This is a genomic window from Paenibacillus sp. SYP-B3998, from assembly GCF_010820665.1.
GTDB lineage: Bacteria > Bacillota > Bacilli > Paenibacillales > NBRC-103111 > Paenibacillus_E.
In genome coordinates this window covers 99,188-115,018 of sequence record NZ_JAAIKC010000010.1, presented here as the reverse complement: position 1 = coordinate 115,018, position 15,831 = coordinate 99,188, and the positions used below count along the sequence as shown (strand labels likewise).

Below are 15,831 nucleotides of genomic sequence, written 5' to 3'. Positions count from 1 at the left end.
GAGGGACGAAATTTTTCGTCCCCTCTATCTTCACTGCCTACGTATTAAAAATTAGGTGCTAGACGAACTAATTTATCTGGAGTGCCATCTCCATTTTTATCACCATTATTGCTGGTAACAAAATAAAGGGAACCGTCTGGTGCCTCGACAATATCGCGAATACGACCATACTTGTTGACGTAGAGGTAGCTCAGATTGTTGCTAGTTATCGTTGGTTTGCCATTTTGTTCACCGACAACTGCCCGAATGATTTGTTTGCTTTTTAAGTTAGTTATGAGCAAGTTTCCGGCCCAAGGCCCTTTGGTTACAAAAGCAATGCCCGATGGTGCCCATGTTGTGCCGCTCGCATAAATGAGTGGAGGCGTGATACCGGTATGGTTTTGGTCGCCGCCCTCATATTTGGGCCAACCGTAATTAGCTCCTGGCTGGATGAAGTTAATTTCATCATGGGAGGCTTCCCCATGCTCGGATTCGAACAGTCGATTCGTGCCAGGCTGCCAAGCGAAGCCCTGTGGATTCCTGTGCCCTCTGCTGTATATTGGAGAGGAGGCTCCGAAGGGATTATCGCTTGGAATCGTCCCATCCAAATTCAAACGAAACGTCTTACCACCTAAATAATTGAGTGTATCATCTTTATTGCCGTAGTTGCCATCCCCGAAATAAAGCTTGTTATCAGGACCGATTTTGAGGCGTCCTCCGTTGTGATAGACAGCGCCAGGGAGATCCGTGATAAGCACCTTATCGAGCGTAGCTGTATTGTTATTTTCAATGAGTCGTACGACACGATTGGCTACCTTATTGTCGGAAGTTTTGTAGGAATGGTAGATGTAGATATAATGATTGGTTGCGAAATTGGGATCAATCGCAATGCCGAGTAATCCGCCTTCGCTTTTTGGCATGTAATAGAAGGGGGATCCGAGTGTCATTACCGGCGTGGATTTTAATTGCCCGTTAATAACTACACGGATTCTACCGCTATTGCGTTCCGTAAAGAAAAGTCTTCCATCGGGTGCAAAAGCGATCGCCCATGGCGTTTCCAAGTTGTTGGCAATGACTTGCGGCGTATAAGGGTCGGAAGAAGCTGGGCTTGTTTTAACGGAAAGCGCAGTGCTGGAGGCTGAGACATTACCGGCCAAATCTCTTGCTTTGACAGTAAAGTTATACGTGGTGTTGGCTGTTAAGCCCGTAATATTAGCAGCGGTTGTCGATGTGCTGTTTGACAGTGCGCCGTTTGTGTACACATCGTATTCGAACACACCTACATTGTCGGTCGATGCTGCCCAAGTCAAGCTCACAGTAGAGGATGTTTTACTCGGGCTTGTTAATCCTGATGGGACAGTAGGAGCTTGCGTATCCGTTTGATTCGACGTTTTCACCTCAAGCGGGCTGCTTGCCTTGGAAACATTGCCAGCGGCGTCCCTAGCTTTCACTGTGAAAGTATACGTGGTATTCGCTGTTAAGCCCGTATACGTATAAGTAGTGGCGGACACATTAGCTTTAACTAATACGTCGTCTTTGAAAACGTCATAACCAGTAACCCCTACATCATCTAGCGATGCCGTCCAAGAAATCGTAGCAGTCGTACTAGTTACACCATTTGCATGTAGACTTGTAGGTTCCGTTGGTGGAAATACATCGCCAGTGGCATTTACTTTCACTTTATCAAAGGTAGCCGTACTTAATTGCGAAGTATTATGGCTTGTGACCGCCAAACCAACGTACAGCGAGGCATTCATGTTCAGGGTAATATTACCTAAGTCGCCCCAATTGAGTCCGTTATTGGACACATAACCTTTGATTACATTGCCTTTGCGTTCTAATTTCACCCAGTTAGGGCTCGTTGAGGCGATTTTTACACTCTGTGAAGCTCCGCCTGTAGTTGTTCGGTATTGAAAAGTAAACCCGTTGGATGGTGTTAGCAGCAAATCAACATGCTTGGAGTCAGCCTGCAGAGTTTCACGAATCATCACACCTGCTTTGGCAAAATTGTCTGAATTGGACTGTGAGGAAATAAGCGCAATAATGGAGCCATCCCCTGTCCAGGGCTGATACGCGTAATTAAATTGATCAGATGTTCCCCAAATATCTTTTCCTGCTCCGCTAATTGAGAATTGGTCGCTGCTCGGATCATAGGTTGCGTTGCCTGCTAATGCGGGCGATCCGATATTTTGTTGGCTCCAGGGACTTGGCATAGCTCCAGCCTTAGCAAATCCTAACGTAGGCAATAAGGTGATAACCAAACAAATACAGACACTTAAAGCAGCTATCTTTCTTCGTGTAATCATCCATACACATCCTTTTTTAGGTTTTATGATACCTTGCTAGTCTGATAATCCCCCTTTCATCCATTAAAGTTAAAACGCTTATACTTTCATGTTTAAGTCTACCACATTTTATCGAAAAAGGAAAAACTTATCTGATCTTTGGTGCATTTATGGCGGAGCTGAGTTGATGGGATAGTGCTTATAAGAAGGAATAACCAACCAATGAACGTCAAGGTAGCGATGGGGAATTGGTTAGCCACTGTCCTAGGAAGATTGGAGCAGACCCCAGTGAGGTCCATTCAATACTAAATATAAATTTGCACAAGTGCGGCAGTTCAAGTATATTTCAATGGTGAGATGGATAAGAAGCATATAAACATAGAATCTGACCTAAATTGGTTTGTTTTTTTGTGGGAGCAGTTAAAAAAGGGGGGAATACGATGATTACGATTACGAGTTACACGGTGGAATTGGTGAAAGATCCGTTCGGCATTTTGACAGGGCAGAGATACGAATTCATGCTTGATATTGAGGTTGAGGAAGATGACGAGCTCTACACGGACAGCGGCCTGTACATTAGGGCGATCTATAATGTGGAAGCAGGCAGCGAAAAGCTGTTGAACTACGAGCTCTATGAAAAAACGACACAATTATATCTTGATTATGATTTAGAAGAGGATGAGGTAGCCGTTGTTGCTGCGTTTTGTAAGGAACATTTCCAAGATACTTCCGAATAGCTGTCGTTAAGCGCAAGCAAAAAAACAAAGAGTTATTCAAGAGGGTTCTCATCTTGATTAACTCTTTGTTTTATTTCACAACCTGAAGGATTTGATACACTTCACGACCATCGCCTTTCAGCTTGTCTTCTCGACTCTTAAGCTGGGAAGAACCATCTCCATCGAGGAAAATGCCGTCGACAAGCTGTCCAGGCACTATTTTCTGCAAAATGGCGCTGCGGAACTGTTCGATAGTACAAGGCGTGGGCGTGACGATGAGCCATACATTCCCCAAGCTGTCATAGGCTGTAGCAGATCGGAGTCGATTCTCATCATAAGCGGGCATTTCTTCGGCAATCATTTGAGCTTCCCATCCTACGGGGTCACCAAGCTTCATACTAACTCCGCCCTGTGCCCAATAGTGATGACGATCTGTGACCTGAAGCTCGCCTGCATGCTTCACAACTTGAATATACATGGCGCGAAGCGCTTCATCCCAAATTAGTGTGCCGCGCGCCACATCGGTATTGTACCAACCAGTTCCATAATCATTGGCCTCGCCTTTGGCAGGCTGGTCATTGGTTACAGCGATGCTAAGCAGATCGCTGTTGTAAAAAAAACCACCATTAATGCCATACAAGCCCGTTTGTGTGACATTTTTATCAATTGCTTTAAGCGCAATATTGCTAGGCTTTGTTTTTAAGGTATGAAGCTCGACCCCATTGGCTGCTTGATATTTTGCGTAGGTATAAGCATGAGGTTTTTTACTGTTTTCAATAGCCAACGGAAACAAGAAAATAGACAATAGCACACCGACGAGGGGGAAAAGCAACCATAATATAGCCGCGCGATATTTCTGCATATTAAGCGTACTTCACCACCCTGTTTTTACCTGACGTCTTAGCTTTGTACATGGCTTCATCCGCTTGTTTGATGAGCTCCTCTGCGCTAAGACCGTTCTTATACTTGCTATAGCCGATACTTGCGGTTACAATCGTTTCCGTTTCAATCCTCATGCGGACACGCTCTGCAAAAGCATCCATTTTGACGCTAGGATCAGTTACCATGATGACCATCTCTTCTCCGCCGTATCGGCCTGCAATTCCACATTCCTCAGCTTCATCCTTCATGATTTGGGCCACTTGCTTCAGCACATCGTCCCCCATTTGATGTCCTTGGGTATCGTTCAATTTTTTAAAATTATCGATATCACTGAATAAAATGTAAATAGGGAGGTGGCGCTGCACATATTGGGTAACTCGGTTGTAGAAAAATTTACGATTAAATAATCGGGTCAGTCCGTCTGTGATGGAAGAGTTATAGATGGCCTGCATGAGTTCTACGACTCGATCGAAAAGCAGCATAAAGAGCAGGAAATAATAAATAATCGGCAATATATTATCCGCTAGGGAGAACCAGAGCTGCGAATTATTGTACATATAAGCATTTATTAGATGTGCGGCTTGCATAAAAAAATAGACAGTCAGCGCTAGCTGATACTTGATTTGCTGGGCAATAAAGGGTGGTATCATATAAAAGCAGAGAAAGATGAGCACGAAAACATAAAGCTCCAAGCCGATATCCTGCAGCAGTCTAACCTGCTGATTCGGGCCACTATACAGCTGAGGGACGTAGAAATGCACGATTGATACGACAAAGCCCATAATGATTAATCCATAGAAAAATACATATTGTCTGCGCTTAGTCCGGTTGTACAATTGATAAATGCCCATATTGACCAGTATAAAGGAAATAATTTTGAGCATGAGCAGGATGTAGGCGGTAAGGCTGGTATCAATAGCACTTAGTTTCAGATAAAGCTGCAGCACATAAGTAATACTGACAATTAAAAGTGAAATCGTCATTGACAGGTAGCCTTTTTTGCGACGATCGAGAAATAATCGAATCGAAACGACAACCATTAGAGCTAGAATGACAAGAACGATTATATTCGATAAAATGGAAGCCATTTCACCGAAAAGTAGATCAACAACTTTCATACGCTCCTCCAGATGTATATTTTTCGACAAGTATGGATTCTATTATAAAGGAAAAAGTGAACGAGGGATAGAATCGAGTTGATAGGACTAACGCTGTTCTCTTTTCTATTCAGCGTACACCAGTTACAATAAGAAGGTAAGCTCAAGGTTTTTGGGAGAGGGGCTCATGCAATGAACATATTGCAAGCATTGTTTTTTCCACCTGAACAGCCAGGTGGAGTGTCATCCATGGTTCCCTATATATTGGACCGATTTAATAAAAAGGGCTGGGAGATGGAATTGTTTTCGCTGCCTAAGCGCATTCGTGGCAAAGGGACTGAGGAAGTGGAATTTACCACATTCGATTGGCGGAAATATGCCGGAAACCCGATTGTAGATAAATACATCCAGACCTACAAGGATTATGTGTGGTGGACGAAGCTTAGGCTAACAAAGAAATACGATATTATACATACGCATCATCCGATAGCAGGACTTGTTATGAAGCAATTATACCCGGATACGCCTGTCATTTTAACGATTCATTCCAGTTTTGAGAAAGAGCTGATTTTAAATGGCCGCATTCAAGAGAATGGGATCGAGCATCAGTTTCTGACGTTAATTTATAGCGAGCTTGAGTCGAGAGTAGATCAGATGATTACAGTGTCTAATGCGTTTAAACAGTACTTAGCTGATTATGTGCAAGACAATGAGCGCATCGGAGTCATTCCGAATGGTTTTGATGAAAAAAGGTTCCGTCCGATTTCACATGAAAATCAAGTTACACAGTTCATTACCGTCTGCCGTTTAGTCCCGGCCAAAGGTTTGGATACGCTGCTCGAGGCATGTGGAGATTTGAAGAAACGAGGGCTCCCCTTCGTCCTACATATTATAGGCGACGGACCAAGCAGAGAAGAGCTTGAGAAGCTCGCTGTCGAGCAAAATATTTATGAAGACACGATATTTTATGGCTACATGCTGCATCCGGAAGAATTCATGCCGTTTTTCGATGTGTTCGTGCTGCCCTCTCGTGCCGAGGCTTTCGGCTCTGTATTTGCAGAGGCGGCCTTGTGTTGGCTAGCGCTTGTGGGAACGAATGTAGGGGGGATTCCAGAGCAGATCGAACATGGTCATAATGGATTGCTTGTTCCTGTTGGCGATTCGCTTGCGTTGAGTCATGCATTGGAGAAAGTAATCATTGATCCAACGTTCCGATACAATTTGGCACGCACGGCATGGGAGAAGGCAAAAAAGACCTATTCCCTCAATCGTGTCCTGCGTCAATTGAAAAGCGTTTATGAAAGTTATCAAGCATAGGAGCATGAAAAGATGAAACGACTTCGGTTTGTGCATGCAGCGGATTTGCACGTGGATAGTCCGTTCAGAGGCATGTCGGCGTTGCCGGAGCGGATTCGTGAGCGTATCAGGGAATCAACCTATGGTGCGCTTAAGGAGCTCGTCACAGTAGCTATAGAAGCTCAAGTAGATTTCGTGCTCATCAGCGGGGATGTGTACGATTTGTCAGATCGGTCTTTGCGCGCGCAAATTCGATTCCAGAAAGCGATGGAGCAATTGGCGGCGCGAGACATCCCCGTCTTTATCATACATGGGAATCATGACCCGGAGGATGGACGTGCGGCAAAGCTGGATTGGCCGGCAGCAGTCCATTTTTTTGCGTGTGATCAGGTCCAAACATTTCAAGTGGAGAAGGCGAATCGAGGCGTTATTGCGCAGATTCACGGGATTTCATATCGGACTTCTGCGGTTACTGAAAATTTAGCGCGACAATTCACAGCAGATAACACAAGCATTTATCAAATCGGTCTGCTGCACACTAACGTTGATGGTGATCTCGGACACGACAATTACGCACCTTGCACGAAGCAAGATTTGATAGCCGCTGGCATGCATTATTGGGCCTTAGGTCATGTTCATACGCGAAAGGTCCTTCATGAACAGCATCCGACAATTGTTTACCCGGGTAATGTTCAAGGTAGAAGTATCCGCGAGACGGGAGCCCGAGGCTGTTATGTGGTAGATGTTCACGAAGACGGGAGGGCGGAACTGACTTTTCACGCACTTGATCAGGTTCGCTGGTTTCATGAGCAGATTCCTGTCGCAGGTCTACAGACAGAGCAGGAACTGAAAGATCGATTAGGCGAAGAGATGGAGCGACTCCGTCAGGATGTGAATGGACGTGACGCCGTTGTCCGGTTCGTATTAGAAGGGCGAAGCAAGGTGCACGCTCTCTTACGCAAAGGACGAGCGCTTGACGAACTGATTGCGCAGTTTCGGGAGGACGAATCGGAACGTAGCCCATTTGTTTGGATCGAGGGGATTGAAGACCGAACAGGTAGTGAAATTGATTTTGAAGCTTATCTGCAAGAGAAGAGTTTCCTTGGCGATTTGCTGCGCTATTCGCAGGCGTTGCAAGAGGACGATATAGCGCTAGCCACCTTTGTAAGCGAGGCACTTGCCCCGTTGCAGAACTTGCCTAAGGCGGCCGCCGGATTGCCATCTGAATTAAATCCCGATCAGTTGCGGGAGTGGCTTCGCGCAGCGGAAGAATTGGCTGCAGATCTCCTAGTTGGCGATGGAGGGTGGAAGGAATGAGAATCACATCCATTCACGTAGAAGGCTTCGGTAGTCTTCGCGAGAGGCTAGTTGACACAGACAGCTCGATTACGCTGTTTTATGGCGCAAATGAGGCGGGGAAAAGCACGTTAATGGGCTTCGTGCGTGCGGTATTATTCGGCTTTCCGACTCGCTCGAGTCGAGTTGATCGCTACGATCCGGTGAGTGGGGGCGTACACGGCGGGGCTTTACTTCTAAGGGATGAACAGGGACATTGCATTCGCGTCGAACGTTATGACGCGAGCGGTGTAGGCGGCAGACGAGCCTCTGCGGGGCTCGTCAAGGTTACTCTCGGTGATGGTACAACTGGCGGCGAGGAACTGCTGAACACGCTGCTGGGTGGCCTATCGGCCGACCTCTTTCGTAGCTTGTTCGCATTCGGTCTTACCGAGCTGCAGGAGCTGCGTACCCTGCAGACGGATGAGATCAGCGGCTATCTGTATAGCGCTGGGCTTGGGGTGAGCGGCTCTGCCATCATGGAGGCTGAGCGGAAGCTGGCGGCGCAGGCCGAGGGCTTGTACAAGCCCCGCGGGCGCAATCAGGAGATCAATCGTCTCCTGAAGGAGCTAGAGGGGCTTGAGCAGTCGCTGCGCCGCAGCAAAGATCACGCTGCCGACTACGATCGGCTGCAGGAGGAGCGCTGCTCTGCCGAGGAGCGTGTTGCTGCATTGGAGCAGCGGCAGGATGCGCTGCGCGCAGAACTGCATAAGCTAAGCTTGGCCGGAAAGGCGCGAAGCGGATGGATCCGCTTGCGGCAGGTCGGCCAGGAACTGGCCGCGCTTCCAGCGCTAGCGAGCTTCCCCGAGCATGCCTCGGCGAGACTTGAAGCGCTGGAAGCGGAGCTGGAGCGCGCGGAAGCGGAACGTACGCGCCTAACGATCAAGCAGTTAGGCTTGCGGAGCCAACTGCAAGCACTCGATCTGGCGCCTGAGGTGCTTGCGCGTCAAATCGAGCTGAATGACATGCTGGAGCAAGCCTCCAGCTATGAAGAGAATAAGCGCAGCGTTGTCGAGCTGCGCGTGGAGCAAGACCACTTGCGCGTGGAGCTGGACAAGCTGCTGAGTCAGATTGATGAGCGTTGGGAGGAGCGTACGCTAGCTGCATTCCCCGTATCGATTTCGCTGCGCGAGCAGGTACGGTCCTATAAAGACAAGTTTCAGGACTGTCGTGTGGAGGAGCTTCGAGCCCGCACGGAGCTGGAAAGCTTACGACAGCAGCGGGTGCGTGTCCAAGATAACGTACAATCCTTAGAGCTGGATTTACATAGAAAAGGCATAAGAACAGATACGATAAGAACAATTAAGGAAGGCGAAGCCGATGGTGGTGCACTCCAGCATGTAGCCAGAAACTACGCGCGTTGGCAGCTGCTCTTGCGCGATGCGCAGCACTACAAGGAGCGACAGGCTGAACAGCGACAGCATCAGCTGCTGCTTGACGAGGCAGCTGCTCAAAGCAGACGCACATCGCGAAGGAATCAACAGCGTCTAGTCGTGATAACCTCGCTCTTAACGGTCATTGGGCCTGCATGGCTCCTTTGGCAAAAAAATGGGGGGGCAGCGCTGCTCACTTTTGTGCTGCTTGCTGGGGTTTCTTTGTATATCTTATTGTCAGGTCGCCAAACTTCAGTGAAACGGTCAGCGCGCGCTTTAACTTCCGAGACAGTTACTCGTGGAGCGGTCAATTTCTCTTCCGAGCTTTTGCGAGTAGAAGAGGAACTGCAGCAGTTGGAACGCGTATTGCAGCAACAAGTAGAGGAGCAATTTGTTCGTGAACAGCAGGCTTTCCGGGAAACTGCGGCAGCTTCGGAGCTGCACAAGCGCGGGCATACATTTCCGTTACAGGAACTTCAGTCTCAGCTAGATGTTTGGCTGCGAGAAGCCGAGCTGTGGAAGCAGCAGCGGGGTGAGCTCCAACGCAAGCTAGAAAAGCTTTTGGATGCTAAGGAAACCCGGCAAATCCTACAAGATCAAGAAGATGAACAGAATGAGGTTCTGCAAGAGAAAAGAGGCGAATTAGAACAGCTTCAAACAGAGTGGCGCGTTTGGCTGCATACGCTAGAATTAAGCACCCAACTATCGCCAGATGCAGCTCTGGAAACGATACAAGCCGTTGAAAAGGGGCATGAATGGCTGCGACAGCTTCATAAACTAGCAACGAAATTGGTAACTCTAGAAGCGAGTATCGATCTGTTCGAGAAGCGGATCGCGGACCTTCTTGGGATGGATACGCAGAAGGGCAATGAACCGCTCCTTGCGCTTAAACGCTGGAAGGAGCAAGAACAGAAGCAATTGCTCCTACTTGCTGAACAGCAGCATTGCGAGCAGCTTTCTCGCGATGGGGAGCAGGAACTGCTTGTTCTCCAGGAAGCCAAGCAGCGTATACAAACTCGTTTGTCCGAGTTATTCGTCGAGGCATCTGCGCCGGATGGTGAAGTCCTTCGGCAGAATCAAAGCCAACAGGAACGGCGGATGAGGCTGATCGAAGAGCAAAAGGTGCTTCAAGCTTCGCTTGAGTCGCTTATCGGAAGCAGCTCACTAGCTAGTTTTTTGGAAATCTTAGACGTGCAGGGTGAGGAGGATATGGCTCTGAGCTTGCAGTCCTTAGAGGACGAAAGGCTAAAGGCAGCTGAGGAGGCAAATGGACTTCGCACAGAGGTGGGTAAGCTTACTGGTGAAATTGAAAAGCTAGAGCTGGGCTTCGAACATGCGGACCAACTGCTTCAAGCAGAAGCTTTTAAGGCATCGATCAAAAAGCAAGTTGATCAATACGCGATTGCTTCTTTTGCCACTCAACTTTTGAGGAAGGCTCGCGATGTGTATGAGCGAGAGCGCCAACCGGGCGTTCTCCTCAAAGCGTCTTCTTATTTCGAGAAAATGACAAATGGAAAATGGGTTCAAATTCGTGCGCCGTTTGGCGAACAACGACTCGTTGCGATAAGAGCGAATGGGCAATCGCTCGATACGAATTCGCTCAGCCGAGGTACTGCCGAGCAGCTCTATTTATCCATGCGATTCGCACTTGTAGAAGAGTACGCAGGAAAGGCAATCTTACCGCTTGTTATGGATGATATCCTCGTTAATTTCGATGAGGAACGGATGGAGAGCTGTTTACGGGTTATTGCGGATGTAAGCAGTAGGCATCAGGTGCTTTTATTTACATGTCATAGTCATGTACGGGATGCGGCATCGCGAATCCTCCCTGGTCATAGGCTCATTGAGTTATAAAGACTGTATGACAGTGATTTTATTAAAAGGAGGAACCAGAAAAGGAGGAGCCTGGATGTATTCCGAAAGCAGTAAGAAGAAAGGGCAGCGCGAGATTACCTATCAAGTAGGTTGGAAAAAAGGAAAGATTGCTTTGAATGAAGGGGGAGCGGCGGAAATCCTCGTCAAATCTCATGCCTTGGAAGAATCAACGTCTGTGAAAGGACAAGCTTTCTTGAGGTTCCTCTGGCAAGCAGTCCCCACACTTCCAAACGGTTTGCTTTTGCCACTCTTATATGGGCTTCCCCTTGTCTGTTTTATGTTGACCCTTGTTCTCGTATACAGTTTACGCTTTTAACGTATCCAACCTCATAGCAGGTGAGAAGGGAGTCCCTCATGAATTTGATTTTAGCCATATTCGGAGGCCTAGTAGGCATTTTTGTGACAGGCGTAGCGGTTTACACGGCTTGGATGGTGCATCAGCTTTGGAAGCAGCAGGCAGCGGGGCCAAAGCCGTCCAGCCAGTCACAGATTGCAGCGAGCTATTTTGCGAAATGGACGTTAATGGATTGTGCGGTCGTAGGGTTATTCTTAATTGGACTTTTGCTGCTGTTAGCTGAATTATTCGCTGTTTTACGTGATAAAACGATTGTGGGGAATTTTCATTTTTCCTATCTTTTAACCGGCATTATTATTTCGGCCATGGGCATGCTCTTGCTGTTCGTGCGCTTGATTGTTGTGCTAGGATTTATACAATCGAGTGCGTTACAGCGCACGGTTTCGCCAAACCATCAGTACGAGCCAAGCGATGCTGACAACGCCAAATAGAGGATATAAGGCGGACAACAGCACTTTGAAGCCAATAAGGCTTACCACATAGCTCAGCCCGAGGATGTTGATTAGGAGAACCTTGGGATGCAGTTTGGAGCGCTGCTGCAGTTGAACGGATAATCCATAAGCATTGGCAATAAAAGTAGTGAAAATTTCGCCATAAATGACGATCAGATAAGTGAATTGAGGCACGGAACCAAGTCGGGTAATAATGTTTCCCATCGGGATCTCATATTGAGCAATACCCGGCATTTGCGCGGACAGTGCGTAGTGTGCAGACAACAAGAGGAGACCGATGCCAGCACCTCCTAGCAGTCCCCCCCAATAGAGATCAGCTCGATTCTGAATGGAGGCGCCCACAGGAACAAGCACCGCTTGGGCCATGGCAAGGTTGAAGGCTGTATAAAGGAATGGTGCGAACCATATTTTTCCAATCGAATAATCGGTCGTGATTCGCAGCCAGTTTCCTGCTCCTGGCAAGTGCCAGGTGTAGATAACAATGACGGAGCTAAATAAAAGCATAATGGGCACAATGATGGAATTTACGGTCATTATCGCCCCGATTCCCCGGGCTAAAACAAGGTAAGCAAGCAACAAAGTTACCAGAAGTCCCGTCTGATAATTGAGGTGAAGCTGCTCTTCGAAAACGGTGCCGCCTCCGGCAAGCATAACCGTTGTGATGCCGAAGAGTACAATCATCATAAACAGGCTGATCCAGTTCCCCATTTTTTTACCGAATAGCGCTTTATTTAAATCTTCATATGACGTTGCCTTAAGATCATGAGCCATCAGCATGAGCTTGATCCCGATCCACACGAACAACAGACAGGAAAGCGCGATTGTCAGGGTGGCCATCCAGCCGTACCGTGTGAAAAATTGCAGGATTTCCTGTCCAGAAGCGAATCCCGCTCCGACGACTGTACCAATATAGGTAAAGGCGACACGGACAATCTGTGATCCTGTTCGCATAGTTTGCCCCTCTCTCTGTCGTTTGATATAGTACAAGGTATGTTACCGTTGACAAGCGCATGACAGGAACTTGGGGCAAGCTCTTTTTTTTGGTAAAATAGTAGATATAGGATTATGTTTATTTGGGAGTGTGTCTTACGTGCAGGAAGCACTTTATGATTTCATTAATCATTATGGATATATTGCGCTGTACATTTTGTTATCTGCAGGTATTGTGGGCGTGCCTGTCCCCGATGAGACTTTAATGGCCTTTGTCGGATCTTTAACAGTGCCTGGGGGTCCGTTTACTTTCACGACAACGTTGATTGTTATTTATGCGGGAACGATGACAGGAATGATTGTGAGCTATGTGCTGGGGCATCGAGTTGGCAAACCTTTCCTTTATCGCTTTGGAAAATGGTTCAAGCTCACGCCTAGCCGCATCGAGCGGGCTGAGGGCTGGTTTAAAAAGTACGGCCTTTGGGCGGTTTTCTTTGGCTATTTCGTTCCAGGAGTACGGCATTTCACTTGTTATTTGTCAGGTGTCAGCGGGGTCAAGTTTTATAAGTATTTATTTTTTGCGGGTACGGGTGCCTTGTTATGGTGTACAACATTCTTGACATTAGGTCATTTTATCGGAAGCAATTTGGAGGAGATGTTCGCATTTATCCATAAATATATGGGGTTGAGCTTATTGATTTTGGCTGCTTTGGCTATTGTTGGGGTCATGATCTATATGCGGGTTAGGAAACGCAGAGCAATTCCTTAACGTATGAAAAAAAGACCCTGGCATATCTCTAAATTAGAGATTTACAGGGTCTTTCCGCTTCATTTTAACGATCGGCGAACAGCTTAATAGATTGGATCGTACTTTCTTTGGGATCAATGTCGATCTTAAGAATCGTGTTTTGTGACTTATAAGAAAGCACGTATGTTGTATTGGCATCCGGCTTGCCCAGTATTGTGATGACATCTTGCATATTTTGTCCGAGTTTTAGTCCACGAAGTCCAGGATCGATATCAACAGAATGAACATCGACGAACTCGAGTTGATCCTTCTTGTTGAAGCCAACAGAAAAGTCAGAATAGTCATAGACTTGAATTGCATCTTCATCTTCGTCCATCACAAATTGCTTCTTCGCTTTGCCAAAGCTATCTAATACCGTAGTCTTTGCCGCGCCAAGCTTGAGACCCATTAGTGTCGGATTCTCTTGTTTGTAGGTATCCTCGGCTTTAATTTTTGGCTTAGCTGTTGGCTTTGCACTTGCAGCGGATTTCGGGATATCCGAGTAATCTGACTTCGCAGAACCTGCCACTTGCGCTTCATGCTTGGCCTTGTCATCTGGTGTCGCTGTTGGTACTGACGTTGGCGATACCGCTACGGGCAGACGGCTTTCTTGTGTCATTGACTGCTCATAGGCAGGTGACTCTATAGGAGAATGTGCGGATGGAACAGATGACTTTTGGCAGCCAACTACCAGAAGTGAAGCGAACGCGACTGGTACACAGCCAAGAACGATAAGTTTAAAAGGTTTGTTCATCGTCATCTTTCCTTTCTGCTGAATAAGTTTAGAGTGAAAACGCAACATTACTAATCATAATCCTTTATGGTTGTCAATCTCAATGCTTAAATGTGAGCAAATGTGGGCATTTTTCATGAAAAGGGACGAAATTTCTTCGGAAGTCCATTCTTATGTGGCAAAGGCGGCCTTTTTTAAGCATTACATGTATATAGACATCGCTTTCCTCAAAAAAGTTTCACTCCAAAAGACCTAAATCAACAAATTGGGACTTGAAACCTACTTGAGCAATATGGTAACTTACTCATAATACATAGGCGTGGAGGTCATCAAAATGGAATTTTTGAAGCAGCGGATCTTAGAAGTGGGTGTCGTCGTATCGGATCAAGTGCTTAAGCTGGACGCCATTCTGAATCATCAGGTGGATCCGGTGCTCATCATGGAGATGGGTAAAGAGTTTGCCAGATTGTTCAGAGAGACGAAACCTGACAAAGTATTGACAGTGGAATCCTCAGGCATTCCAATTGCCTTAACTACAGCCTTAGAGTTGAATGTTCCAATGGTCTTCGCACGTCGTAAAAAGACGCTTACAATGGATCAGGACACATATAGCGAACGAGTCCCTTCATTTACCAAAGGTATTGTAACGGATATTATGGTATCCTCACACTTATTGAAGAAAGGGGAGCGCGTGCTGCTAATCGATGATTTTATCGCCAATGGGGATGCTGCTCGCGGTCTGATCAGGATTATTGAGAAAGCGGAAGCTGAGCTTGTTGGATGCGGGATAGCGGTGGAGAAGCTTTTCCAATCGGGAGGCAGATCGATCCGCGAACGCGGTATTCGCGTAGAATCCTTGGCACGTATTGCTTCTCTGGCAAATGGTCAAGTTACTTTTGATTGATTTTTCATCTGTGCTACGCCTTCCCTGAAAGCGATTTATCCTTTATAATGATTACTAGGTAAGGAAGGAGGCTGACATCTATGGGTATTGAAAATGGTTCATCTGAATATTTTATGACGAAGCTGGGAGAAGCGAAAACTCACTTTGAACGTGCTCTTGATTGTAAGCATACAGAGTTTGATGATCTTTATCCCTATATGATCGAACATCCTCAATTCTTCTGGTACAAACGCTATGTGGCTTGGTCTGAATTATTGACAGTTGTAAAGCTATGCACAGAGCTTTCGATTGAATGGGAAGAGCAATTCTCCGTGGCGCAAGCGGAATATATTCAGAAGCGCGTAATGTCCAGCAAGGTCCTTGATTTGTGGTTCGAAACGAACGATTCCAAGGAACATGTAAGCTAATTGCATTCCCATATAATATAAGGCCAATGAATCCTTAGATTCATTGGCCTTTTTCTCAGTTCGCCTTATTTTCAAAAAGCTAGTGTGCTATACATTTGGGCTTAAACTCCGTTTTCCAGTATATGCATGCTTTCGATGTGACGTTTTGTCTCTTCGGTTCCTAACTGATGTAGAGTGCGATAAACTTCTGTCAAGTAATAATCATATTCTTGATTAGCTTCGTTGGAATAGTATACTTTCCAAGGTAACCAAGAGCTTGCATAGCTGCCTTGTGAGGAATTGTCCGTTTCTTCCAGTAGTTCTTGAAGTTTGTCGATGTCTTCCTCACTGGCCAAGATTTCAAATTCGAAATTTAATGCTTTTTTATCTTCAAGGACTTCTCCCGTACCGACGTTAATAAAATATGGTTTTTTTTCCACGAAGTG

General features: G+C 46.6%; 15 protein-coding genes. 9 read left to right on the top strand and 6 right to left on the bottom strand.

Going from position 1 to position 15,831, the window contains the following annotated elements:
* Nucleotides 1-44 precede the first annotated feature (44 nt).
* Entirely contained in the window at nt 45-2,285 is a 2,241-nt protein-coding gene (locus GK047_RS21955) for a PQQ-dependent sugar dehydrogenase (protein ID WP_163951745.1), read from the bottom strand.
* A 419-nt stretch (nt 2,286-2,704) separates the two neighbouring features.
* On the opposite strand from GK047_RS21955, the gene GK047_RS21950 reads away from it, so the two are divergent.
* On the top strand, nt 2,705-3,001 hold the full coding sequence (locus GK047_RS21950) for a DUF6509 family protein (protein ID WP_163951743.1): 297 nt from the start codon (nt 2,705-2,707) through the stop codon (nt 2,999-3,001).
* A gap of 70 nt (nt 3,002-3,071) precedes the next feature.
* Here the strand turns inward: GK047_RS21950 and GK047_RS21945 are convergent, their stop codons facing one another.
* On the bottom strand, nt 3,072-3,842 hold the full coding sequence (locus tag GK047_RS21945; RefSeq protein WP_163951741.1) for a hypothetical protein: 771 nt from the start codon (nt 3,840-3,842) through the stop codon (nt 3,072-3,074).
* Nucleotide 3,843: 1 nt separating this feature from the next.
* Nucleotides 3,844-4,980, bottom strand: coding sequence for a GGDEF domain-containing protein (locus GK047_RS21940; protein ID WP_205516913.1), 1,137 nt, complete (start codon nt 4,978-4,980; stop codon nt 3,844-3,846).
* 171 nt (nt 4,981-5,151) lie between these two features.
* Here GK047_RS21940 and GK047_RS21935 point away from each other — a divergent pair, with 171 nt between their 5' ends.
* From GK047_RS21935 to GK047_RS21915, 5 genes are read left to right on the top strand one after another with little or no spacing between them, the layout of a single operon-like run.
* A complete protein-coding gene (locus tag GK047_RS21935) occupies nt 5,152-6,276 on the top strand; it encodes a glycosyltransferase family 4 protein (protein ID WP_163951739.1) in 1,125 nt (374 codons plus the stop codon).
* Between the two features lie 12 nt (nt 6,277-6,288).
* A complete protein-coding gene (locus GK047_RS21930; RefSeq protein WP_163951737.1) occupies nt 6,289-7,572 on the top strand; it encodes a metallophosphoesterase family protein in 1,284 nt (427 codons plus the stop codon).
* Nucleotides 7,569-10,817 carry an AAA family ATPase gene (locus GK047_RS21925; RefSeq protein ID WP_163951735.1) on the top strand — a complete coding sequence of 1,083 codons (3,249 nt, stop codon included), beginning with the start codon at nt 7,569-7,571 and terminating at the stop codon, nt 10,815-10,817. Before GK047_RS21930 ends, GK047_RS21925 begins: the two co-directional genes overlap by 4 nt.
* A 55-nt stretch (nt 10,818-10,872) precedes the next feature.
* Nucleotides 10,873-11,154 (top strand): hypothetical protein, encoded by a 282-nt coding sequence (locus tag GK047_RS21920; protein ID WP_163951732.1) that lies wholly within the window; start codon nt 10,873-10,875, stop codon nt 11,152-11,154.
* 38 nt (nt 11,155-11,192) lie between these two features.
* Nucleotides 11,193-11,624 (top strand): hypothetical protein, encoded by a 432-nt coding sequence (locus tag GK047_RS21915; protein WP_163951730.1) that lies wholly within the window; start codon nt 11,193-11,195, stop codon nt 11,622-11,624.
* Here GK047_RS21915 and GK047_RS21910 read toward each other — a convergent pair.
* On the bottom strand, nt 11,562-12,596 hold the full coding sequence (locus GK047_RS21910; protein ID WP_163951728.1) for a YkvI family membrane protein: 1,035 nt from the start codon (nt 12,594-12,596) through the stop codon (nt 11,562-11,564). The two genes, GK047_RS21915 and GK047_RS21910, sit on opposite strands and share 63 nt — an antisense overlap.
* A 139-nt stretch (nt 12,597-12,735) precedes the next feature.
* Between GK047_RS21910 and GK047_RS21905 the strand changes: the two genes are divergently transcribed.
* The gene (locus GK047_RS21905) at nt 12,736-13,344 is read left to right on the top strand and encodes a VTT domain-containing protein (RefSeq protein WP_163951726.1); all 609 of its coding nucleotides are present in this window, start codon (nt 12,736-12,738) and stop codon (nt 13,342-13,344) included.
* A 64-nt stretch (nt 13,345-13,408) separates the two neighbouring features.
* Here the strand turns inward: GK047_RS21905 and GK047_RS21900 are convergent, their stop codons facing one another.
* Nucleotides 13,409-14,116 carry a DUF4309 domain-containing protein gene (locus GK047_RS21900; protein WP_163951724.1) on the bottom strand — a complete coding sequence of 236 codons (708 nt, stop codon included), beginning with the start codon at nt 14,114-14,116 and terminating at the stop codon, nt 13,409-13,411.
* Between the two features lie 313 nt (nt 14,117-14,429).
* Here GK047_RS21900 and GK047_RS21895 point away from each other — a divergent pair, with 313 nt between their 5' ends.
* Both GK047_RS21895 and GK047_RS21890 read left to right on the top strand, forming a co-directional pair.
* Entirely contained in the window at nt 14,430-14,999 is a 570-nt protein-coding gene (locus GK047_RS21895; protein ID WP_163951721.1) for a xanthine phosphoribosyltransferase, read from the top strand.
* Between the two features lie 80 nt (nt 15,000-15,079).
* Nucleotides 15,080-15,406, top strand: coding sequence for a hypothetical protein (locus GK047_RS21890; protein ID WP_163951719.1), 327 nt, complete (start codon nt 15,080-15,082; stop codon nt 15,404-15,406).
* A gap of 101 nt (nt 15,407-15,507) precedes the next feature.
* Here the strand turns inward: GK047_RS21890 and GK047_RS21885 are convergent, their stop codons facing one another.
* Entirely contained in the window at nt 15,508-15,825 is a 318-nt protein-coding gene (locus GK047_RS21885) for a hypothetical protein (protein WP_163951717.1), read from the bottom strand.
* Nucleotides 15,826-15,831: the final 6 nt, after the last annotated feature.